The 21,674-nt window shown below is 62.7% G+C and carries 16 protein-coding genes; all 16 read right to left on the bottom strand.

Going from position 1 to position 21,674, the window contains the following annotated elements:
• Window positions 1–61: 61 nt before the first annotated feature.
• Complete coding sequence (locus tag K419_RS22760) at window positions 62–3,376, bottom strand: Ig-like domain-containing protein (RefSeq protein ID WP_051292909.1); 3,315 nt, start codon at window positions 3,374–3,376, stop codon at window positions 62–64.
• Window positions 3,377–3,441: 65 nt separating this feature from the next.
• Window positions 3,442–4,563, bottom strand: coding sequence for a CapA family protein (locus tag K419_RS22755; protein ID WP_051292907.1), 1,122 nt, complete (start codon window positions 4,561–4,563; stop codon window positions 3,442–3,444).
• Window positions 4,564–4,572: 9 nt separating this feature from the next.
• A complete protein-coding gene (locus tag K419_RS21700; RefSeq protein WP_051292905.1) occupies window positions 4,573–5,538 on the bottom strand; it encodes a glycosyltransferase in 966 nt (321 codons plus the stop codon).
• 7 nt (window positions 5,539–5,545) lie between these two features.
• Window positions 5,546–6,853, bottom strand: a complete 1,308-nt coding sequence (locus K419_RS0106660) for a phenylacetate--CoA ligase family protein (protein WP_026840906.1) — start codon at window positions 6,851–6,853, stop codon at window positions 5,546–5,548.
• An 11-nt stretch (window positions 6,854–6,864) separates the two neighbouring features.
• Window positions 6,865–8,091 carry a hypothetical protein gene (locus K419_RS0106655; protein ID WP_026840905.1) on the bottom strand — a complete coding sequence of 409 codons (1,227 nt, stop codon included), beginning with the start codon at window positions 8,089–8,091 and terminating at the stop codon, window positions 6,865–6,867.
• Window positions 8,092–8,120: 29 nt separating this feature from the next.
• A complete protein-coding gene (asnB, locus tag K419_RS0106650) occupies window positions 8,121–9,965 on the bottom strand; it encodes an asparagine synthase (glutamine-hydrolyzing) (protein WP_026840904.1) in 1,845 nt (614 codons plus the stop codon).
• A 25-nt stretch (window positions 9,966–9,990) separates the two neighbouring features.
• On the bottom strand, window positions 9,991–11,298 hold the full coding sequence (locus tag K419_RS0106645; protein WP_026840903.1) for an oligosaccharide flippase family protein: 1,308 nt from the start codon (window positions 11,296–11,298) through the stop codon (window positions 9,991–9,993).
• Between the two features lie 109 nt (window positions 11,299–11,407).
• A complete protein-coding gene (locus K419_RS0106640) occupies window positions 11,408–12,682 on the bottom strand; it encodes a UDP-N-acetylglucosamine 1-carboxyvinyltransferase (RefSeq protein ID WP_026840902.1) in 1,275 nt (424 codons plus the stop codon).
• A gap of 15 nt (window positions 12,683–12,697) precedes the next feature.
• On the bottom strand, window positions 12,698–13,930 hold the full coding sequence (locus K419_RS0106635) for a glycosyltransferase family 4 protein (RefSeq protein WP_026840901.1): 1,233 nt from the start codon (window positions 13,928–13,930) through the stop codon (window positions 12,698–12,700).
• A complete protein-coding gene (locus K419_RS0106630) occupies window positions 13,927–15,249 on the bottom strand; it encodes an O-antigen ligase family protein (protein WP_026840900.1) in 1,323 nt (440 codons plus the stop codon). Before K419_RS0106630 ends, K419_RS0106635 begins: the two co-directional genes overlap by 4 nt.
• Entirely contained in the window at window positions 15,246–16,388 is a 1,143-nt protein-coding gene (locus K419_RS0106625) for a glycosyltransferase (protein ID WP_026840899.1), read from the bottom strand. Before K419_RS0106625 ends, K419_RS0106630 begins: the two co-directional genes overlap by 4 nt.
• Window positions 16,389–16,397: 9 nt before the next feature.
• Window positions 16,398–17,531: a radical SAM/SPASM domain-containing protein gene (locus tag K419_RS0106620; RefSeq protein WP_026840898.1), complete on the bottom strand. Its 1,134-nt coding sequence runs from the start codon at window positions 17,529–17,531 to the stop codon at window positions 16,398–16,400.
• Window positions 17,528–18,613, bottom strand: coding sequence for a DUF362 domain-containing protein (locus K419_RS0106615; RefSeq protein WP_026840897.1), 1,086 nt, complete (start codon window positions 18,611–18,613; stop codon window positions 17,528–17,530). Before K419_RS0106615 ends, K419_RS0106620 begins: the two co-directional genes overlap by 4 nt.
• Window positions 18,603–19,499 (bottom strand): formyl transferase, encoded by an 897-nt coding sequence (locus tag K419_RS0106610; RefSeq protein ID WP_026840896.1) that lies wholly within the window; start codon window positions 19,497–19,499, stop codon window positions 18,603–18,605. The genes K419_RS0106615 and K419_RS0106610 overlap by 11 nt, the downstream gene beginning before the upstream one ends.
• Complete coding sequence (locus tag K419_RS0106605) at window positions 19,496–20,611, bottom strand: GNAT family N-acetyltransferase (protein ID WP_026840895.1); 1,116 nt, start codon at window positions 20,609–20,611, stop codon at window positions 19,496–19,498. Before K419_RS0106605 ends, K419_RS0106610 begins: the two co-directional genes overlap by 4 nt.
• 33 nt (window positions 20,612–20,644) lie before the next feature.
• Complete coding sequence (locus K419_RS0106600) at window positions 20,645–21,670, bottom strand: polysaccharide deacetylase family protein (RefSeq protein WP_026840894.1); 1,026 nt, start codon at window positions 21,668–21,670, stop codon at window positions 20,645–20,647.
• Between the last annotated feature and the right edge of the window lie 4 nt (window positions 21,671–21,674).

Below are 21,674 nucleotides of genomic sequence, written 5' to 3'. Positions count from 1 at the left end.
GGGTTTTTAATTAGGAGCGCAGATTTTTCTGCGTCCCTTCTGTTAGCACGCAGTTTCTTTCTTATTTTTGTACCGCCACTTTGGCAATGCCGTAGTTTCTGGCGGAGTCGAAGGCCCAGATCTCGATGTTGTGGGTACCTGCGGCTGCCTTGGTGGTGTTCCAGACGTAGGAGATGCTGGATGCGTTGGTGGTTGCCATGAGCACCTTGTCAACGTACACCCTGATCTGGATGACGCCGCTGGGGTCCTTTGCCGAGGCGCTGATGGTCAAGTTGTTGGGGACTTTGATCCCGGCGCTCGGGGAGATCACGGTGATTACCGGCGGGGTGGTGTCCGGCACGGTGATGTTCACGGAGGCGGAGCGGGAGAGCGAGACGTTGCCAGCCGCATCCTTGGCCCAGGCGTAGGCGGTGCGTGCGCCGCTACCGGAGAAGATGAAGCTGGTCGGAACGGAGGCGCTCCAGTTGCTAAGAGCGGCTGCCGGTGTGGTGGAGCTCTCGGTGATCAGGTAGCCGGTTACCGCGACGTTGTCGCTGGCGCTCAGGCTTGACACCGCTACGGTGGTGCTGGTGCTGGTGGCCGGCATGGAGAAGCTGCTGATCGCCGGGGCAGTGGTGTCGTTGTTGACGCTGGCGGTAACCGGGGCGGACTGCCCGACGTTGCGGGCTGCGTCATACGCCTTGGCGCTCAGGGTATAGCTACCGTTGGTATAAGTTGCGGTGGCCCAGCTGAAGGCATACGGGGCTGCGGTTGCTGTGGATTTCAGGCTGCCGTTGACATAGAACTCGACTTTGGAGACGCCCTTGTTGTCTCTTGCGCTGGCGGTTACGGTGACGGTACCGGCGACGCTGTTCCCGGATGCGGGGGAGGTTACGGCAACCACAGGAGCGGTAAGGTCAGGAAGAGTGATGGTCACCGAGGCTTTAGCTGCCGCGGAGACGTTGCCGGCCGCGTCTTTGGCCCAGGCGTAGGCCGAGCGGGCCCCCTCGCCCGCGAAGGAGAAGCTGGCAGGTGCGGTGCTGCTCCAGCCAGTTGCGGAGGCGGCAGGTGCAGTTGCATTTTCGCTGACCAGGTAGCCGGCTACGCCGACGTTGTCGCTGGCGACCAGGCCGGAGATCGGCACGGTCAGAGTGGTCGCCGTCGCCGGCATGACAAAGGAGGTTACCGACGGCGCCGTGGTGTCGCTTGCGCCGGTGATGACGCTGATCTTGGAGATGGTCAGATTAAGGGATTTGTCGAATGCGTACACCATCAGGGTGTGGGCGCCCTTCGCTGCGGTTGTGGTATCCCAGTTGTAAGCCACGTTGTCGACGTAAGCGGTCTGCATCAGGGTGTTGTCGACGTAGATCCTCATCTGGGCGATGCCCAGGGAGGAGGTTGCCTTTGCGCTGATGGGGGTGACGCTCGGGACCGAGGCGCTGGCTTGCGGGGTGATGAAGCTGACTACCGGGCCGGTGGCGGCCGGAAGGGTGATGGTTACGGCTGCGCTACGGCTGGCGGATACGTTGCCTGCTGCGTCCTTGACCCAGGCGTAAGCGGTGCGGGCGCCGGCGGCTGCGAAGCTGAAGCTGGTCGGAGCGGCGCCGGTCCAACCGGTTGCCGATGCTGCAGGCGCGGTTGCGCTCTCAGTGATGAGGTAACCGGTCACACCTACGTTGTCGCTGCCGCTGAAAGAGGAAACCGCGACGTTTAGGGCACTGGCCGTAGCCGGCATAGCGAAGGCGGAAACCGCAGGTGCGGTGGTGTCGGCACTCGGAGCGGGTGAGGTAGAGGATGCGTTCTGCACGTTGACTGAAACCGCCTGGGCGAGCCCGACGTTGCCGGCTGCGTCATAGGCCTTGGCGGAGAGCTGGTACGAACCCTTATTAAGGTTGGCGGTATTCCAGGAGACGCTGTAGGGTGCGCTCCCGACCATGCCGTAGAGGGCGCCGTTGACGTAGAACTCCACTTTGGATACCGCGACGTTGTCGCTCGCGTTGGCGTTGATGGCGACCGATCCGCTCACGGTTGAACCTGTGGCGGGAGAGGAGATGGAGGCGGTCGGCGCCACGGTGTCTGCAACCGGGGCTGAGGTTCCCAGTGCCACGCTTGCCACCTGGCTGCTAAGGCTTACGTTTTCCTGTGCGTCGTAGCTTTGCTTGTTCACTGCTTCTACCGCGAAGTAGTAGGTCTGGCCGGCCTGCAGGTTGGGGATGTCCGCCTGGGTCACGTTGCCGGCGTCGTAGACGCTGTTCAGGTTGGTGCGGTCGAGCCCGTAGAGTACCTTGTAGCCCGTCGTCTCGAAGGGGACCGTGTTGGTGCCGGCCGTCCACTGAAGGTGCGCCGTGGTGCTGCCGCTTGCCTGCGCGGTGAAGTTCACCGGAGCCGGCGGGGGGCCGGAGTAGCTGGTGGCTATCACGACGTCGTCGAGGAACAGCTTCATGATCGAGTTGGCGTAGGCGATGTCCGGCTGGATGGTGGCGTTATCGAGGACTGTGACCCAGTTCCAGCCCGGGTTGACGCTGCCGCCTGCCTGAACCCAGGGGATCGCCTTCTTCACGAAGTGATGGTCTGCGGTAGTCCCGCCGTCGATCCAGATTTCCCACTCGCCGTCGGCAACGCCGGGGGCGCTGTTCATCTTGACGCGGTACTCGTAGCAGTGCCAGCCGCCGTCGGAAGGCCAGGGGAGGTTCCAGACATTGACGTCGTTGTTCCCGTCGGAAACGTAGTAGGTCGGGTCATAGCGGTAGGAATAGTTAAGGTGCACGCCGTAGCTGGAGGGAGGGGTGTCGTAAGCGGGATTGTCCATGAGGTCGGGGAACAAGGTCGGCATCTGGTAGCTGCCGTTGGCCGGGGTGTCCCAGAGCTGCGCGTTGATCGTGGTGCTCGGGACAACCTTCAGCCTGGAGATGCGGGCCACCTTCTGCTTGCCGAAGTTCGGTGTCACGGTACCCCAGTGGAAGGTAGCTGGATCGAACTTCAGGTAGAAGCGAACGAACATCTCCTTGTAGCCGGTGCCCCCCAGATAGGTGTCGATGCCGCCGCCGACCCAGGTACCGTAGCCGATGGACTCGAGGTTGTAGGTCATCCCTTTGCCGCCGGGGTTGCGCGCCGCTTCGGCGCTAAGGACGAAGGTCTTCACCTTGTTGTCGCGTTTGGGGACCGCTGCGCGGTAGGAAGTCCAGTTTTGCGGCGGGGGCTGCACGGGGCCGCCTGGGCGGTCCGCCCAGGTGTTGGGCCAGGCGGCGTTCGCCGCCGGAGCGAAAGACTCGGCCGACTGCCAGTCCGGGCTGGCGTCGAAGCCGTCGCTGAAAAGCACCTGCCCGTGGGCGGCGGAACCCGCCCCGAGCAGCAGGCCAATCAGCATCGAGCAAAAGCGCGCCGATTTCTTCATCATCAAACTCCTCCGTTTAAAATCTGTTCCATCGCCGTTGCCGGGGCAGCGGCGCGGGTAAGGAGGGGTTACCCCCTTGCCGCAAAGATGCCGAGGAAATCCTCAAGGTGGCTTTGCACCGTCTTTTTGACCTGCTGCAGCAAGAACCTCTTGCGATAGCAGGCGAACTTCTTCAGGAAGTACCAGTAGGAGTTCACCCTGCAGCGATTGATCAGCCCCTGGTACTCCACTTCATAGGCCTTGATCCCCTGCCGCTGGTCGCTCAAAAGGGCCTCCCGCGCCACCTTGTCGTTCAACCCGGACAGCAACTCGTCGAACTCCCGTGCCTTCTCCCCTTGCAAAAGCCGCAGCCGGTTCTTCATGTCCAGCATGGCGGGGACCGTGCTGTAGTGGATAGCTCCGTCGCGGTATTCCACCTGCAGGATGGCCGTCTTGCGGTACTCCTCGCACCAGAGCATGTCGAACATGAAGTTGCCCAGGCTGTAGGCGATCAAGGCGCCGCGGTAGCGCTCCATCCCCTGCAGCACGTGTGGATGATGCCCTACGACGAGCTTTGCCCCGGCGTCGACCCAGCTTCGGGCAGCCGCGATCTGGTCGGCAGTGGGGTGGTCCATGAACTCGTACCCCCAGTGGCAGGTGACGATCACCAGTTCCACCTCCCCTTTCAGGCGCTCGATGTCGCCGATTATGGCCGCGTCGTCGCCGCAGGCGTAGGGAAGATCTACGGTGTGGAAGCGGTCGTGCTGGAAGGAGTATCCGAGTATGCCGCAGCGGACCCCCTCGGAGGTGAAGACGACCGGCTCGCAGCGCCACCCGTCGCTCCCCTTGAGACCCACGACCTCAGCCCCGTTTCTCTTGAGAAGCTCGACCGTCTCGTGGAAGCAGGCGGCGCCGTGCTGCATGGTGTGGTTGTTGGCTATGTTCACCAGCTTGAGCTTGAGCCGGTTCAATACGGCGATACCGGCCGGCTCGCCCCTCATGTCCACCGAACCCAGGTCGTTTGGGTCCTCCCCCTGGGTCGACAGGACCGTCTCCAGGTTGCAGTAGGAGATCCCCTCCCCGTTCAGTACCGGCGCGACCTCGTCGAAAAGTCTGTCGCCATGCCCGCGCCTCATCAGGGTGCGCACACCGTACCCCTGGCAGTTCAGGCTGTCGGCAAGGCTTATGTCCCCTACGAAATTGATCTTCATGCAGCTCCTCTACCTGGCGAAATTGAAAATGGCGAGTCCCCGCGCCACCAGATACACGGTCATAAGCCACAGCGCCCTGATCCAGGCGCCGGCCGAAGGTATCCCCTTCCCCTTCTTGAGCAGCACCGCCACCGGCACCAGCAGCAGCGAGACCAGGAGCAGGCGCTTGCCGCCGGAGAGGTACGGCTTGAGGCAAAGCGCCGCCAAGCTCCCCGCCACAAGTGCCAGGTACAGAATCGGCACCATGACGCTCAGCAGATCCCGCTTTTTATCCTGGGTCTTCAAGAAGTTGCGCAGCGAACTCTTGCCGCGCCAGAGCTCCCGGATGAAAAACTGCGACAGCGTCTTCGGCTCGTCCAGGTGCTTCACCTGGGCGCGGTCGGTCATAAAGATGGCGCGACGCCTTTTCAGGCGGTAGCAGAGGTCGGCGTCCTCGCAAGTGGAGAGGGTGACGTCGAATCCTCCCACCTCCTCGAACAGAGTGCGCCACATCACCATGTTGAAGGAGGAGACCCAGTCCACCTCCCTGTTCACGTTGATGGGGCGGGTCGAGCTCAGGTAGTACCAGGTCGCCTCGACCCAGGTGGAACCGCGGTCCGGCGGGGGGTCGACACAGCCGATGCAGCCGAATTCCTCCCGGCAGAGAAGGAGCTCCACCGTGGCGGAAAGCCAGTTTGCGCTGGGCGTACAGTCGCCGTCCAAAAAGGCGAGGAGCTCTCCGCGTGCCCGCGCGGCGCCGCAGTTTCTCACCGTCGAAATGGTCCCGCCCTGCTGGAAGAGCAGGGTCATCCGGGCGAGCCCCTTGTGGCCTTTGATGATGTCGGCGGTGCCGTCGCTGGAGCCGTTGTCCACGAAGATGCACTCGAAGCTTTCGCTGCCATAGTCTTGCGCCTCGAGCGCCGCAAGGCAGCTGCGGATGTAGCGCACCTCGTTTTTTACTGGTATCACCACGCTAACAAATGGCTTTTGCTTCATCGTTGCCTCATTCCCCATAGCCTACCAGCGACTTGAAATAGTTCCTTTTCCCCGACTTGTCGAGGGGGATTTCATCCACCTGCTGCCAGCTCATCTCTATTTGCCCCCCGCAGAACCCCTTGAGCGTCTCGACTGCCTTCTCCACCCCCGGCCAGTCGATGTCGTTTCCCTTGAAGAAGATCTGCAGCTTGTCGCGCGCAACCAAAACAACCTGAATCTGGTCCACCCCCGCGATGGTGATCAGGAAGTCGAAAATGTTGTCGTAGATGATGCTGCCGTCCATGAGCCTGATGAACCCGTTGGTCCTTCCCATGAGTTCAGAAAGGACGGTGAGGTTTCGCCCGCAGGAGCAGCGTCTGTCCCCCACCACCCCGGCATCTCCGATCTCATAGCGGATGAAAGGGACGTCCCTGTTGTTGAGCTCCGTCACCAACAGCTTTTGCTCGCCGTCATCGCTGCAGCTCTCTACGATAAGGTTCTCGTCCATGACGTGCAGCTCCCCCTGCTCGCACTCGAAGGCGATGGGACCGAACTCGGTGGAGCCGTACTCCCGGACCACCGGGGAGCCGAAGGCCTCGTGGATCACCTCCTTCTGGTGCCGGTAGAGCATCTCGCTGGTAACGATCACCGCCTTCACCCGGGGGGCCGTCACCTTGTGCCTCAGGATCAGCTTCGAGAACTCGTAGATGCCGCTCGCGTATCCGTAGACGTAGTCGGGGCGGCAGCGCCTGAGGTCCTCCAGAAGCCGCATGGCGTAGCCGTCGTCGATCTGGTTCACCGAGAAACGGTAGCGGTTCAAAAGGTAGTCCCCCCCCCACTGCTTCCAGCGCCCGGCCGAGGTCTCCGAGGCGCTCCAAAAACGCGCCTGACGGTCACCCGGCGCAATGCCGTACCAAGACAGCGACCGCGAATCGAGGGCGCGCATGATGGTGGTCGCTTCGATGGTTTTCCTGAACTGCAGGGCGAGCCCCGTGGTACCTGAGGTTTTCCTGTGTTCCACCCTCCCCTTCGCCTCGGGGGCGTTGCGGTACATGCTATGGTACTCCTCCTTGGTCAGCACCGGCAGCCTGGCAAGTTCCTTGAGGCTTTTGATGTTGCACGGGTCGACTCCGGCACGGTCCAGGCGCTCGCGATAGAAGTCATAGCTGTCGTAGCAGTGAGCCAGCGTCTCCCTGAGCCGCTCCAACTGGTGCTTCTCGATCTGCTCTTTGGGCCACCACTGGCTCTGGTTCAGCGATTTCAGAATCTGCCTCTGGCTGCCACCGTACAAGGTGGAGGTGAGCCTGCTTAGTCGTTTTCTCAGGTTCTTGGGCATGGCATCTCCTCTTACTTAATGAGGTATGAGACGTGGTACAGCGGGCCTTTGTTTCCGAATCTGTCGACACACCTTGCCTCCAGACGGTTCACCCCGCCGGATACAGTCAGGTCGATCCTGCCGTTGGCGCAGTTGTATCCCCTCCCCTGGCAGACGAGCTCGAAGTGGTCGAAAAAGGGGCTGTAGGCTGCCAGCTGCAGTTGCAGCCTCCTCGTCCCCTTCTCCTTTGTCACCCCCAGCGCGAATATCTGCACTTGGTTCAACTTCCAGTCGAAAAACTCCTGCCGGTCCACCCGGGTCTTTGACGAATAGATCGGCCCGAGGTCGTCCCGGCCGGTCCACCAGGTGTTGATGTCCCCCCCTGCCGGACTGAGCGGCCGGAGCGGGCGGGTGAACCAGTCGTTCCTCATATCGATGTGCACATACCGGTAGAAGGGGAGCAGGTCGATTTCCTTGAGGCTCGGCTTTCGCGGCGCCAGCCGCACCGTTTCCAGCGTCCCCTCTTGGCGTAGCCTCGGCCCTAAACGGCAGATCTCGTAACAGGAAAGCGGCACCCCCCGGTAGCGGTACATGACATTAAAATCGGTATCGACCATGAACCACTTGTTGAAGTGGTTGGACCACAACTCGGTGACCGCATGGTCCCAACTGTAGCCGCTTTTGGAGACGGTCATAAGCCTCGCAGGCCAACCGAGCGCAGTGGCCGCCTCGACAGTTATCTTGGCCGCGATCTCGCACCAGTAGCGCTTGCCGGTCGCGGCGCCGGCCAGCACCTCGGCGGGGTCGACGGGAGTGATCCCCCCGGCGGGTACATTGTTGCCGTGATCGAACCTGGTGCCGGCCCAGCGGCAAAAAGAAAGCATCGCCTGGTACTCCTCCTCCCCGCGCACCAGCTCCCCCAGCGCGTAACGGCGCGCCAAAGCTCTCAGGTAAGGGCGCTCAGGGAGCTGGTAGACGAAGGTGACCTGCTTGGGGAGCCGCTGCGCCCCTGCGTACTCGAGAAGCCGCACCCCTTCCTGCTGCTCCAGCCTCTTCCAGCTCTGCACCGGGGGGACCCGAAGTTCGGTGCCGCGGAAATAGGCTCGGGTGAGCAGTTCCATCTCCCGCCGGTCCTCGCGGTAGGCCACCGCGAACACCCGGTTCAGCAGGTCGTCCACAATGATCAGGTCCAGCCGCAGCGGGTCCATGCGGTAGTAGGCTGCCAGCACGGCATTAACCAGCAGTGCCGCGATCAGCACCGCATAGATATTTCTTGCCAGCCGCGTTTTCAGGGCGTTTCACCGTCGATGAAGCATTGGAACCATAATTCCAGGGAGACCAGGCGCCAGATGTCTTCGCGGTCCCCCCCGGCGTTTAGGAACCGCCCCCATAGCTCGTCCACGAATGACGGCTCCAGCACCCCCCGCTTTTTGAAACGCTCCAGCACCTGCTCGATATCGCTGCGGATCGCCTGCCTGAACCAGGCGTCCACCGGGAGCGTGAAGCCTGTCTTCGGGCGATAGGCGATCTCGTTGCCCAGCCGCTGATCCAGGTAGCGGCGCAACAGCGACTTGGTCTGCATGCCGCGGAAAAGCTGCCGGGGAGGGATCTTGAAACAGAACTCGACGAACTTGTGGTCCAGGAAAGGGACCCTGTTCTCGAGCCCCACCGCCATGCACATCCGGTCGTAGATATGCAGGATCCGGTAGAGGTAGCTTTTGAGGTCAAGGTACATGACCTGGCTGCAAAGAGGTATCTCCCGGTACCCCTGAAGCAACCTCTGCACCGGCTCCCGGCGGTCGTAGCCTCGGGCCGGGGCGAAGAAGTCGGTCCCGTAGAGCCCGTCGCCGGAAAAAATGGGAGAGACGTGCCTGGTCATGAACACCTCCAGCGCCGTCTCCTTGCCCGGCCACAGGAACTCCTCCCTGGCGCGGGAAGCGATCCCGCCCCACTGGCTCCATTTCCGGTAGTTCGCCCCGCGCTCGAAGAAGGACATGCCGCGGTAGACCGAGAGCCAGTGGTGGTAGTACCCCCCCAGCACCTCGTCCGCCCCCTCGCCCGACAAAAGCACCTTGACGTCCTGCCTCGCCCTCTTGGCGACGTAGTAGCCGTGGACTGCGGTGCTCCCCCCTCCCGGCTCGTCCAGGTGCCAGATGCACTTCTTCATGAACGACGAGAATTCCTGCGGGGTGTGCAGGATCTCGTGGTGCCAGGTACTGCACATGCGGGCGACGATGTCGCTGTAGTAAAGATCCCCCTCCCGCTCGTCCGGGGTGCCGCAGGTATAGGTGCTGAGGTTGCCGGGAAGCTGCCTGGAGGCGACCTCGACGATGGAGGAGGTGTCGAGCCCTCCGCTTAAAAAGGCCCCTACCGGCACGTCGCTTACCAGGTGGTACTTTATGGTCTCCTCCAGGGTATGCTCGAACTCCTGGTACAGGCCCGGCGTTTCTCTTTGCCCGTCGTAGCAGGGACGCCAGTAACTCCCCACGGAGAGCTTGCCGTCCTTCCAGCGCAGCCAGTTCCCCGGCTCCAGCGACCTGATCCCCTTGAAGAAGGTCCGCTCCCCCATGGTGAACTTGTAGGTGAGGTACTCCCGCACCGAGACCGGGTCGGGCGTCGCCGCCACAAGGCCCGTGGCCAGAATCGCCTTGATCTCCGAGCCGAAAACAAGGGTGCCGTCGTCGGTCAGGGCGTAGTAAAAGGGCTTGATGCCGATGCGGTCGCGCATGGCGAAGAGTTCTCGGGAGCCGCGGTCCCAGATGGCGAAGGCGAACATACCCCTGAGCATCTGCAGCGCCTTTTCACCGTCTTCGAAGAGATGGACGATGGTCTCGCTGTCCGAGGCGGTCTTCAGCCCGTGCCCCTGCTTCAGAAGCAGTTCCCTTATCTCCGCGTAGTTATAGATCTCCCCGTTGAACACGAGGACCAGGTTGCCGTCCTCGTTGCGGATCGGCTGCTGCCCCGTGCCGAGGTCTATCACCGCCAGCCGCCGGTGCGCCAGGGCGCAGTAAGGGTCGAGGTACCTCCCCTCGCCGTCGGGCCCCCGGTGGGCGATGGAGTCGCCCGCCCTCTTGATGGCGCTTTCCATAGACTCATTGGCTGCGCTGGAACATATACCGGCCAGACCGCACATCGCGTAACTCCTTTTTTTTAACGTGTTATGCCATCATCCTCAGGGCCTTAGCCACGACCGGCTGCACGATATCCTCGACGTCGCTGCGGTTCACCAAAAGCAGCGACGCGGCACTGAGGCGGTACTTGCGCGCGTATATGACGGCGAGCGCAAGCGAGCCTGCCCCGTAGCAGATGGAGGAGGCGAGCGCGGAGCCGTTGATCCCCATGGTCGGAACCAGGAGCACGTTCAACAGCACGTTCGCCACCAGGCAGAGCGAGAAGACGATCAGCGTGTAGCGGGCGTACCCTCTCCCCGTCAGGTCGCTGTGCAGCACGAGGTAGATGGAGATGAGGGCGATCCCCGGCAGGAGCAGCTGAAACGAGCTGACCGCGGGGAGAAAGTCGTTGCCGTAAAGAAGCGGTATCAGGTACGGCCCGGCCAGAAACAGCGCCGCGCAGATGGCGAGCGTGGCCCAAAGGGTCACGCGGCAGACCCGGGCGGTAAGTTCCACCGAGTGGTCGTCCAGCGAGCGCGCGGCACGGGTCAGCACCACGAGACTGATCGACTCGGGGAGTATCCAGATCCGCTCGCAAAGCGAGACGCTGAGCCCGTAGTAGCCGAGTTCGGCGTCGGAGAGATAGTACTTGATGATGAAAACGTCGCTTCTGAAGATCAGGTTCATCACCGCCAAGGCCAGGAAGGGAACCATGCCGAACTTAACTGAGGCGAGGAACATGTCGTAATCGAAGCTGAGCGACACCTTCTCCCGGGCGATCACGTAGTAGATGCAGAGCCAGGTGCTGAGCAGGGTGGAAATGAAGGTGGAGAGGATCACCCCCCAAAGGCTCATGTGCAAAACGAAGATGAAGAAGACCAGGACCAGGACGTTGCTCGCCGTGCTGAATATCTGCAGCTTGTTCTGCAGGTAGATCTTGTCGTCGCCAAGCAATATGTAATAGAGGTACTTTTGGAAAAGCATGAGTGGGATCAAGGCGACGGTGAACAGCAGGTATCCCGGTGGCACCCCCCTGAAGATGGAGTCGTAGAAGAGGTGGTACCCAGCGAAAATCAGCAGGAGCATAATGGCGCTCAGGATCAGGCAGGAGCTGACCGAGTTGTCGATCACCTTCTTCCTGCTGTAGATCCCCTTCCCGATGAAGTAAAGATTGGCGTTGCCGATCCCCAGGTGCCCGAGGCTCACCAACACCACCGGCAGCGAGCTCAAAAGCTCCAGCAGACCGCGGTTTTGCGGACCGATAGCGCGGTTGATCAGGATGCTCAGCACCAGGGCTATGGCAATCTGGCCGATCTTTGTGGCGAAGACGCTCGCACTTGTCTTGGCAAATGACACTGACACCTTCCTTAGATGAAGGCGCGCGGGATTTAGCTTTCCCGCTGCGCCTGTGTGACAGAACTACCCCTTCCGGAGCATCGCCCCGGGCAGATCCAGGCAAACCTGGTCAGGCATAGCTGATCTTTCCCCCCACGCTTCTCAGTTTCCGGACGAAGTCGTTGTAGCCCCGCTCCACCTGCCAGGCGTCGCTGATCACGGTTTCCCCCGAGGCGCACAGCCCGGCCAGCGCCAGGGCTATGCCGCCGCGCAGATCGACCGCCCGCACCTTGGCGCCGGAAAGGGGGCGCCCGCCGTTGATCATCAGCATGTTGCCGTCGACGCCGCAGTCGGCGCCCAGCTTCGCCAGCTCCTCAGCGTAGGCGTAGCGCCCGGGGAAGCGGAGGTCGACGATGCGGGTCTGCCCTTGGGCCATGGCGCCGTAGACGGCGAAAAGCGGCTGCATGTCCGAGTTGATCCCCGGGTAGGGGCCGGTGCTGATCTCGAGCGGGAAGCACTCCCCCCCCCTGACGATCAGGCTGTCATCCCCCTGGTAGAACTTGGCGCCGCTTTCGCGCAGGAAGATGAGGGGGACCTCAAGTTCACGGTAGGGGAAGTTCCTGATCTCCAGATCCCCCCCGGTCACCACCGAACCGATGAGCCAGGTGAGCGCCTCCATGTTGTCCGACATCACCTTGTACTTGGTGCCGAACATCCCCTCGCGCCCGACGATCTCGATGCGCTGCTGCCCATAGATCTCGATGGTCGCCCCCATGCTGCGCAGGAAGTTGACTAGGTCCACCGTCTCCGGGCGCAGGTGCGGGTTCCAGATCGTGGTCACCCCCTTGGCAAGGGTGCCGCAGATGATCCCGTTGTGGGTGGCGCCGGTGGATCTGAGCGGCAGGTGCACGTCGGCCCCGGCGAGCCCCCCCGGCGCCTCGGCGCAGAGCATGCCGTTCTCCTCCCAGACGCGAGCCCCCATAGCCGTCAGGAGCATCTCGTGGATGTCGTACTTGCGGTCCCCCAGTTGGCACCCCCCCGGCAGCGGCACCGCGCCCCGCCCGTAGCGGGCGGTGAGGACCCCCAGGATGAGCAGGGTGTTCCTGATCGACCGCCCCGACCAGTCGAGGGTCGTGGCGGGCTTGGCCACCGTCTTGATGGTCACCTGGTCCTCGTCGACCTTGCAGCTTTTGCCGAGGAATTCCAGCATGTCCAGGTGCACCTGGGCGTCCAGGAGGTACTTCGGGTAGTTGTCGATGTAGATGGGGTCGTCGGTGAGAAGCGACGCAGTCAAGAGGTAGAGGACGCTGTTCTTCGCTCCGCTCACCTTGAGGACTCCGCTCAGCTTGGATCTTTTGACCACGAACTTGGTGTCGCTGCCGGCGACGGGACTTGTTTCTGGCATGATTCCCCCCTTAACTCATTTCTTCAAAAACTGCCTGATGTCATGCGCGAAGTTGTCGAGCCAGATCGGGGCCTGGCACTTCGCGAACGAGCCTAGCTTCCTCGCCTTGCCGAGGGTATCCCCCAGCGCCTCCTGATAGAGCGCGGAGTACCGGCGGCACCCCTGTACAACGTCCAGGTTGTCCAAAAGGTACTGCCTGCCGAACTCCCCTACCTCCCGGCACTGCCCGGGGTCGGACAAAAGCTCTACAAGCCGCTCCCCTATCCTTTCCGCCGGCCTTTCGGCGCTCAAGTTCCGGCCGGAGAAGTTGTAGTAGGCGATCCCCTCAATGTCAGCGGCGCAGACGTCCCCGGCGTAGCCGTACTCCCCGACGATCATGGTCGGCACGCCGTAGCACATCCCCTCGAAGGCGCTCCGCCCCGAGCCGATCACCACCTTTGCCCGCTTCAGCAGGCGAAAGGCCCGCTTCTGCGGCCCGGTGAGCACCACGCGCGGGTACTCGGAGCTTTGGTTGAGAGCCGCGGCCCAGGCGACCGTCTCCTGGTAAAGGTCCCCCTTCCCTCCACCGACCAGAGCGAACTGGCAGTCGACCCCGGAGGCCACCACCCCCTCGATGGCCTGGCGCAGCTGGCGGATCATCTTGTCCTTGGAGCTGTCGAAGGAGCTGATGGTCACCACCACCGGATGCCTGAGGCTCAGCCCCAGGGCGGCCCACTCCTCGTCCGGCATGGCGTTTCCCGGGTCGTAGAGCTCGTCCAGGTCCATGCGGGCCATGTTGATCACCACCCGGTTGCCGCTCCAGCGGTACTTTTGCACCAGCTTCATCTTCTGTTCCTGCGAGAACACCACCATGCTGCTGGTTACCGGAAGGTTGTAGTAGGGGTCCTGGCCTCCGCAGAGGGTGCAGAGGATCGGCTTTCCCTCGAAGAGCGCGGCCAGGTAGGCATGGACGTACGACCTGGAATCGAACGCGTGGATCAGGTCGATGTCGTGCTTTTTGATGATCTCCCGGATCCTTCCGATCGCCTGGAAGGACTCCCAGGTGAAGTAGCTCTGCCTGCCGTGATGGTAAAGCGGGATATGCACCTCCTCGAAGGGCATGAGCTTCTCGATCTCGTCCGTCATGGCTCCCCTGCCGCCGGCGAAGACGCAGCCGTACCCCATGCCGGACATCCTGCGCGAGATGGTGTAGGCGCTCATCACATGCCCCCCCAAAAGGGCTTCGAAGACGAGGTACAAAACCTTCATACAGTCACCTTTCCTGTAACAGCGGGATACGCCGCTGTCGCTTCTTTAGAACTCAGGAACCTGAGGAACACCCCCCCGCACACGATCTGGATCGGCATCAGGATCTGCAGGTGGGCGTCGATGGTCATGATGCTCACCCCGTGGCTCAAGATGCCGATGGCCAGAGCCTCCACGAGATACCTCGTTTCGGGATCGAGTTCCCGGTGCGCCTCGCTGAAACGGAACCGGTAGTAGCGAAACAGAAAGCCCCCCAAAAACAGGAGGTACGGGATGATCACCAAAAGCCCCGCCTCAGACAAAAGCGTGAAGTAGGTTCCGTGGCACACCTTGTACGGCTCGAAGGCGTAGTTCAGCAGATCGTCGTCGAACTTCCCGCTCAGGGCAAGTTTGTAGTCGGCCTTGGCCCGGGCGAAGGTCATGAAGCCGTGGCCGAAGAAAGGCTTGTCCTGGAACATGAGCGTCGCCGCCTGCCAGAGCACGATCCTGGAACCGGCGGAGCCGTCCCGATCCTCCTCGCTTTTGGTGATGGTCCCGATCCGGTCCATGTATTCGTCAGCGATGAAGGGGGTAATGCAGGTGACGGCGAGCAGCAGTACCAGCACGAACTTGACCTTCCTCTGGGAATGCAGGAAGTACAGGAAGATGCAGACGGCAAGTCCCAAAAAGCCGCCACGGGACTGGGTGAAGACCACCGCCATGGCGATGAGAACGGCGCTCACCGCCCCGAGAACCCTCCATTTCCTGCTGCTCCCCCCCTGCAGCTTCGCTACGGCAAGGGGAAGGGCCAGGACAAACGCCGCAGCTATGCCGTTGGAGTCGTTGAGGGAGTTGCCCCCCAGCGCCTCCAACCTCGCGTTGCCGCGGAAGTGTTGATCCCACCCCCAAAGGGCAAGGAGCGTGAAGGCGAGAAAAACGGCCGTCTGCAGGGTCTTCAGCTGCTCCACGTTCTTGACGATGCCGATGATGACCCAGGCGTAGAGAAAGAGCTTGAACATCTCCAGCGCGTAGTAGTAGGCCATTGGATGAGGGGCCCAGTCGGAGAGAAGGACCGAGACCAGCAGCGCTGCCGCGTACCAGAAAAGGCACCACACCTCGTAGTACCCCTTGGCCTCCCCAAGCCTCTGCTTCTCGAGGATGAAGGCAATCACCATGCAGACGAAGATCGCCTTGAAGGCAAGGGCACCGTCGTTGCTTCCCCAGAAGAAGAGCTCCGGCCTGATGATATTGATCAAGGTGTAGCAGACCAGCCCTTTGAAGGCGTCCTTCACCGAGAGGATGCAGACCACGACGAGCACAAGGTAGAAGATCAGTTCTCTCATGCGGCCGGCCTCTGCTGCCTGCCGAGGTACAGCCTGTTGTAGGCGTCCAACATCTTGTCGAACCCGAACTCGGCGAGGACGCGCTCCCTGGCGCTGACGGAGAAGCGCCGGCAAAGGGGCTCGTCATCCAAAAGCGAAAGCACCCGCCCGGCCATCGCCTCGTGGTCGCCCAAGGGGACCACGTACCCGCAAGCGCCGTCGACTACCACCTCGGGGTTCCCCCCCACGCCGGTCACAACGGGAGGCACACCGGCCGACATCGACTCGAGCAGGGTGAGCGAGATCCCCTCGGAGTAGGAGCTCAGCAGGAACACCTCCATGAGGCGGTACAGGTCAGGGAGGTCGGAACGCAGCCCGAGGAAGCGGACCTGCTCTTCGATCCCCAGCTCACGCGCCAGCGCCTTCAGGTTCTGCTCCTGGCTTCCCCTCCCCGCTACCAGCAGCAGCGTCCCCGGTTTTTCAGCCTGAATCAGGCGGAAGGCGTGCAGCATCATGGGCAGGTTCTTGACCTCCTCCAGCCGCGCCGCGCTCCCGATGACGCGACACCCCTCGGGGATGCCGAGCTCGCTCCTTTTTTGCCGGAGGTCGACCGGGCACGGCTCGGGGGGCTTGATCCCGTTATGGATCACGGCGATCTTTGCTTCTGAAAAATTGTCTATCTCGGCCATCGCCTTCTTGGTCCCCTCGGAAATCGAGATGATCTGCTCGATCCCCAGGGCGAGAAAGGGGTTCAAAAGAGCACGCTTCCAGCTCCTCAGGTCCGGGTAGAGACGGCCGTGCTCGGTGTAGATCACCTTGGCGCCACCGGCCAGAAAAGCGGCGGGAACCGCATAAAACATAGGGGTGTACTGGTGGGCGTGCACCACCTCTACCCGTTCCCGGCGCATCACGCCGGCAAGCCAGCCGATGGCGGAAAGATCGACGCCGTCTTTTTTGGAACGGCAGTAAACCGAGAAACCCTCGTCCTGCAGCTGCCTCCCCAAGGCCCCCACGAGCTGCAGGCAGCAGACCACGGGGCGCTCGGCAACCAACGCCTGACCGTGCATCAGATCGCGTACCAGGGATTCGGCGCCTCCCCCGGCGCTAAGTGAGAGCACCACGTGCATGACCTTCGGGTATCCAGGCAGTTTAGAGGGCATGGCAGACTCCTATAATTTACGAAAAATACCGAGCGCTTCCGCTGTGCGCAGCAGGTAGTAACGTATCGTCTCCGAAAGCGAGCTGTAGTATACCCTGGTGTTGCAATTGCGGCATATGGCTAGGTTACCCCGCTGCTGGGCCTGTATGAAGCGGCGGTGCGGCTCGTTTCCCCAGATGCTGTCGATTCCCTCGCGGGTCAGGTTCCCCAGCACGTAGCTCCTGAAGAAGGGGCAGGGAACCACGTCCCCGTTTGGGTTCACCGTCACCACGGTGGTGGCCACCCTGCAGTGGCAGCGCGGGTACTCGCCGCGCAGGAAAGTGTCGTCGCTGGTGCTGTAATAGGTGCGCCAGTTGACGTAGAAGGGATAGTTGCCGCCGCGCACCTCGCGGATCATCGTCCGCATCTCGACGAGTTCCTCGGCCGACATCAGGTGCGATTCCCCGTCGGAGGAGGCGAAATACGGCTCGGGAAGCTTTCCGTCCAAGGACGACGCTTCGATGTTGGCCCGGGAGAACTCCCCAAGCGGGCGGGGGTAGACCGCCTGCACGGGGTACTGTTCCAGAAAGCTCAAAAGCTTCGGGAAGTTCCTGAAGTTGAGCCGGGAAAGGGTGGTGCAGACGACGATGGAGGGGGTCTCGCCTTCCCCGCGCAGCCGCGAGAAGTTCTCGAGGGCCTGGCGCACCTTCGAGAAGCTTCCCTGCACCCCGCGCACCTGGTCGTGCAATTCGTCCACGTCGTCGATCGAGATGTACACCGTGCCAAGGCCCGCCTCGATCAGCCCGCGCACCGTCTCCTCGTCGCAGAGGTTCGCGTTGGTCGGGAAGTAGGTGGCGATGCCGTGGTCGCGGCAAGCCGAGGTGATGTCGTAGATGGCGTCCTTTCTCAGGATGGCATCGCCGCCGAAGATTTCGAAGGAACGCAGGCCGTAGCGGGCGAGCCCCGGTATGATCTCCAGCCACTCTTCGCGGCTCAGTTCCCCCACCCCGCTCCCCTCTCGCTGCCAGATATTGCAGGTCTTGCAACAGCTGGTGCAGCGGTAGGTAAGAAAGGCGATGCTGTCGAGGCCCTTCACCGCGGCATGATGCCGCTCCCTCAGGAGCTCGTGCGAGAGCTCGCGTATCAATCCCTTGAGAAGTCTCACCTTTTCTCCTTCGCGCCGCCTATTGCCCCTTTTGCCCGGGGGGGGAGCGTCAGGACCTCGATCCTCTCGGGGTCAGCCGCCCCGAGACCTAGCGCCTGCGCCTTGGCGATGTACGACGGCTGCGGAGCGACGGGGGGCAGCCGGTGCTGCTTTCTGAGCGCTTCGATCAGGCGCCAGCCGGTGGCGTCGATGGCCACGGGGTCGTCCGAGAGGAGGATCTTGTCCACGCGGGCCACGTTGCTCTGATCACGGCCGTTGACCCACTTGTACTCGCCGAAGATGGCGTCCAGAACCACCAGTCGCGTCTTGCTCCTGATCTCGGGGAGCGCGTTCAGCTTCGGGATGTACTCCATGATGTCCCCGTGGTGCTCGCCGGGGTTGGCGATGCTCCCGTAGTGGTTCTTCATGGCCAGGGATACTCCGCTGTAGCCGTCCAGGGCCTTGAGCACCGGGACGTTGATCAGGTACTGGCAGTCCCAGGGGCCGCCGAGGCGGTTGGCCACCTTGGAGAAGAGGTTCGTCGCCGAATTGCCGTGGCCACCGGTAAGGAGGTTCGCCAGCCGGTGGAACAGCAACCGGCTGTAGCCGCCGAAGTCCGCCACCCTCCCCACCTTCACCCCGGGCCCGGTGTTGCGGGAAAACCCGGCCAGATCGAAGGCGGTGTCGGTCATGTCGTAGATGAGGACGTTGTCCGCCGCAACCCCCGCCGACAGGAGCCCCTCGACAATGGGAGCCACCACCTTCGCCTTGGTGTAGATGCCGCGGATCTGGCAGTTGACCTTGATGGCGACCTTTTTGCCGGTATCCGGGATGATGCGGCGCCAGGCTTCATCCAGGGTGGAGGCGCCGGTGAAGGCAAGGAGCGCGCGGTTCACCATGTCCCGCACCACCTCCTGGTCCAGGTCGCTGTTGTCGAGCCCTGCGCCGGCGCTGGAGGCGGCCGGGTCGTAGGCTACGACCACCCGGCTGCGCCGGGGCGCGACCGCGCAGGACGCCTTGCCTGCGCCTAACTGGTGCAAAAAGAGCAGGCTTCCCGCCATCAGCCTGAAGAATCTGCGCCGGTTCAAAGCCTCAAATCCCATCACTGCCGCCTTGTCCGTTAAACGCGCCGCGCATCAGCGTCAGCACCGGCCTGTCCCTCTCCTGCTTGTGCGCCAGGTAGTCGCGCACCACCCCCTGCTCCGTCGCCTGCCAGGCCTGTTGCAGCACCTGAGGGGTGACCATGCGGGACAGGTAAAGCTCCCCGCGCTGCTGGAGGGGGTAGCGGCGCAGCGAGCCGTCCGCTGCGGCGGCGACGGCCGAGGCCATCATCTCGATCCCCAGCTTGACCACCTTGACGTAGAGAGATTCCGGGTCGTCGTGCGGCTCCAGCTCCGGCCGCCCCTGGTGAACGATGTCGCCGTCGTCTATCCCGGGGGAGACGAAGTGCACCGTCGCCCCCACGTACTCCGGCTCGCGATTGACCACCGCCCAAAGGGTGGTCCAGACGCCGCGGTAGCGCTGCGCGAGCCCCCCATGCAGGTTCAGCGTCCCCAGGCGGGGGATGGAGAGGAACTCGGCCTTGAGTATCGAGCAGCCGCAAAGGACCAGCAGGTCCGGAGACCACCCCCGCACCGTTTCCAGCGTCTGCGGGGCATGCAGCGCCCCCTTCCCCTGAGCGCGGTGGACGGTGCACCCGTCGGGAAGCGCCAGACGGTAGCCGGCTGCGCCGAAGCCCGCGCGGTCGATGGCGCCGGTGCGCCGCAGGTGCTCGGCGACGATCCCCCGCTCCCGCAAAAGCCCTGGGAGCTTCCACGGGGTGGCGCAGAGCGAGGCGGCCTTAAGCGACCGCCTCCAAAAGGAGGAGGAGCCGGCGCCTTGCGACTCGACCACGACGCCGGCAGCGTTCAGCCGGCGGGCCAGCTGGTTGGCAAAGTAAAGGTCCGACGGGTCCATGCTGACCACTAGCACAACCTTCAATGGGATCATGTCGTTTTCCTCAGTCGGTCGCGCACGCTGCGCGCTAGGCGTACCAGCTTTGTCTCCACCACGGCGCAGGCAAGCGAGTAAGGGGCGTTGTGGAAGGCCTGCAGCGAGTACAAAGAGCGCCCCGTGTCGCACCACCGTTTCTTGTAGCTGTCGAAGCTGCCCCCGAAATCGAACTGCCCGATCTCCTCCTTTTCCACTAAGAGGTGCTTCAGCACCTGCATCTCCAGAAAGGCGCCTGGGGAGAGATGGGCGAACTCCTGGTGGTAGGAAGCCCTGAGCGCGTGTTCCTTGCCGCGCCCCCGCAGGTGGTACTCGAAGGCGATCAGCCGCCCGTCCAGGCGCAAAAGCCACAGCGAGAGCGCACCGGCTGCCGCCTGTTCCTGCGCGAGATCGGTGAAGAAGGCGCTGTTGACCGGGGTGGCGAGCGAGTCGCCCACCTTCTCGGTCCAGCTGTTTCGCGCCACTTCGAGTACCTCCTGCCGGACCGCCAGGAACTCCTCGAACCCGGTGACCTCTTCGACCTCGCAGCATCCAGCCCGCGTAAGGCTGTTCTGGATGTTGCGCAAGGTCTTTCTGACCCGCGTCGAGCGCCCCCGCAGAAACGTCTCCCAATCCCCAGCAAGCTCCAGATAGGGCGACGACAGCGACTGCCGCTGCTGAACTGTGACCCCCTGCCCGGCCAAAAGCCCGGTGAGCAACGGGAAGTTCAGCGAGTCGGCCGGGATGTTGTTCAGCTCCAACAGGTCCCACTCTGAGCGAAGAGCGTATAGCTCCCCCACTATGGCGCGCAGCGCCTCCTCCCGGCACTCCGGGGCGGTCAGAAAATCGTTGTGCAGGGAATTGCCGTTTTCAAGGAACCGGACGGCACGCACCGGCATCCCCCTCAAGCGAGCCCGGCGCAGCAGCAAAGGGGCAATGGCGACCGTCTTCCCCTGCCGGCGCAGCACGAGCAGATGGAGCCTGGCGCCGCCGCCGTAGTGCTCCCACCAGCAGCGGTACCAGCCATATCCCATGAACACCGAGGCGTCCTCCCCCAGCCGGTCGCACAAGGCGTCCCATTCCGGCCTCAGTGCCAGGAAGCGCTCCTTATCCCGTACCAGTTCCATTTCCATCGTTAAAGCCGGCACCTCCCAGAACTGCGGCCGTCACCTTCCTTTGGCGAACCACAAAGCCCCGGAAGCGTTGAGCCGGAAATGGCGGGACTCAGAGGTGCCGTCGTTACCGGCGGCAACCCGGGAGATCCCCATGCAGTTGCCGCGGGACCAGTCGAAAAGAGCGCTCTCCGTGCTGAAGGCGCATAGGTAGCCAAAGTCTCGAAGCAGCGACTGGTGCTCCGGGCGAAAATCGAGCCCGGGCTTGCCGTTGGGGAAGCAGAACGCTTCCGCCTCCCGCCCCACCTGTTCCCTGAAAACGTCCCTGGGCAAGGCAAGCTCCATCTCCAGTTCCCAGGGTTCCAGCTCGGTCAGGATACGGTGCGATGCCGTGTGCAGGCCGAAGTCGATGATGCCTGAGTCTGCCATGAAGCGCACGTCTTGCCAGGTCAGCGCCCCGATATCGTCGGTCCAGCGCGGGTAGTCGATCGGAACCAGGCAGCGGAGCTGGTCCAGATATGGCTCCCGCGCCTCCATCCTCAGCCGCTTGACCGTCTCCACGCAGAGCGAGTAGGCCTCCCAGAGCTCTCCCCTTTGGTAGTGGTCCATGGCCTTTTCTCCCGCAAGCGGCAGATGGATGCCGCGCTGGGCGCCCTCCTGGATCAGCAGGAAGAGTTCGTCGAACCAAAGAAGCCTGTAGCTGCCGATGAAGCTGGTAGTGAGGAAAATGCTCGCCGGCAGCCCCAACTCCTTAAGGGCCGGGAAGGCGACGGTAAAGTTGTTCTTGAAGCCGTCGTCGAAGGTGATCAGGGCGGAGCGCTCCGGCAGCGGCGCGCCTTTACGCAGCGCGGCTACCATATCCCGCAGGGAGATCACCCTGTAGTACCGCTTCAGGAAGGCAAGCTGCTCGCGGAATTTCTCAACCGGGAGCTGGGTCCAGAACGGGGGGTGATAACGGCGGTCCGTGATGCCGTGGTACATCACCACGAGGAGCTTGCTCCGGTTCAAAAACCGGCACATGCGGTCCACCTCGGTGCACAAAAGCATGTTGAACAAGAGGTTCTTCAGGTGCTTGTGCATCGTG

The organism is Citrifermentans bremense R1 (assembly GCF_000426865.1).
GTDB lineage: Bacteria > Desulfobacterota > Desulfuromonadia > Geobacterales > Geobacteraceae > Geomonas > Geomonas bremensis.
Note: the sequence above shows the minus strand (reverse complement) of the source record. Positions and strands in the feature narration are given on the sequence as shown.

Excerpts from the sequence above, each read along its gene's own strand:
- K419_RS0106640 (WP_026840902.1), bottom strand. The coding sequence starts at position 12,682 with ATGCCAGAAACAAGTCCCGTCGCCGGCAGCGACACCAAGTTCGTGGTC.
- K419_RS0106630 (WP_026840900.1), bottom strand. The coding sequence starts at position 15,249 with ATGAGAGAACTGATCTTCTACCTTGTGCTCGTCGTGGTCTGCATCCTC.
- K419_RS0106635 (WP_026840901.1), bottom strand. The coding sequence starts at position 13,930 with ATGAAGGTTTTGTACCTCGTCTTCGAAGCCCTTTTGGGGGGGCATGTG.
- K419_RS22755 (WP_051292907.1), bottom strand. The coding sequence starts at position 4,563 with ATGAAGATCAATTTCGTAGGGGACATAAGCCTTGCCGACAGCCTGAAC.
- K419_RS0106605 (WP_026840895.1), bottom strand. The coding sequence starts at position 20,611 with ATGGAAATGGAACTGGTACGGGATAAGGAGCGCTTCCTGGCACTGAGG.
- asnB (WP_026840904.1), bottom strand. The coding sequence starts at position 9,965 with ATGTGCGGTCTGGCCGGTATATGTTCCAGCGCAGCCAATGAGTCTATG.
- K419_RS0106660 (WP_026840906.1), bottom strand. The coding sequence starts at position 6,853 with ATGCCCAAGAACCTGAGAAAACGACTAAGCAGGCTCACCTCCACCTTG.
- K419_RS21700 (WP_051292905.1), bottom strand. The coding sequence starts at position 5,538 with ATGAAGCAAAAGCCATTTGTTAGCGTGGTGATACCAGTAAAAAACGAG.
- K419_RS22760 (WP_051292909.1), bottom strand. The coding sequence starts at position 3,376 with ATGATGAAGAAATCGGCGCGCTTTTGCTCGATGCTGATTGGCCTGCTG.
- K419_RS0106615 (WP_026840897.1), bottom strand. The coding sequence starts at position 18,613 with ATGGGATTTGAGGCTTTGAACCGGCGCAGATTCTTCAGGCTGATGGCG.
- K419_RS0106625 (WP_026840899.1), bottom strand. The coding sequence starts at position 16,388 with ATGCCCTCTAAACTGCCTGGATACCCGAAGGTCATGCACGTGGTGCTC.
- K419_RS0106610 (WP_026840896.1), bottom strand. The coding sequence starts at position 19,499 with ATGATCCCATTGAAGGTTGTGCTAGTGGTCAGCATGGACCCGTCGGAC.
- K419_RS0106600 (WP_026840894.1), bottom strand. The coding sequence starts at position 21,670 with ATGCACAAGCACCTGAAGAACCTCTTGTTCAACATGCTTTTGTGCACC.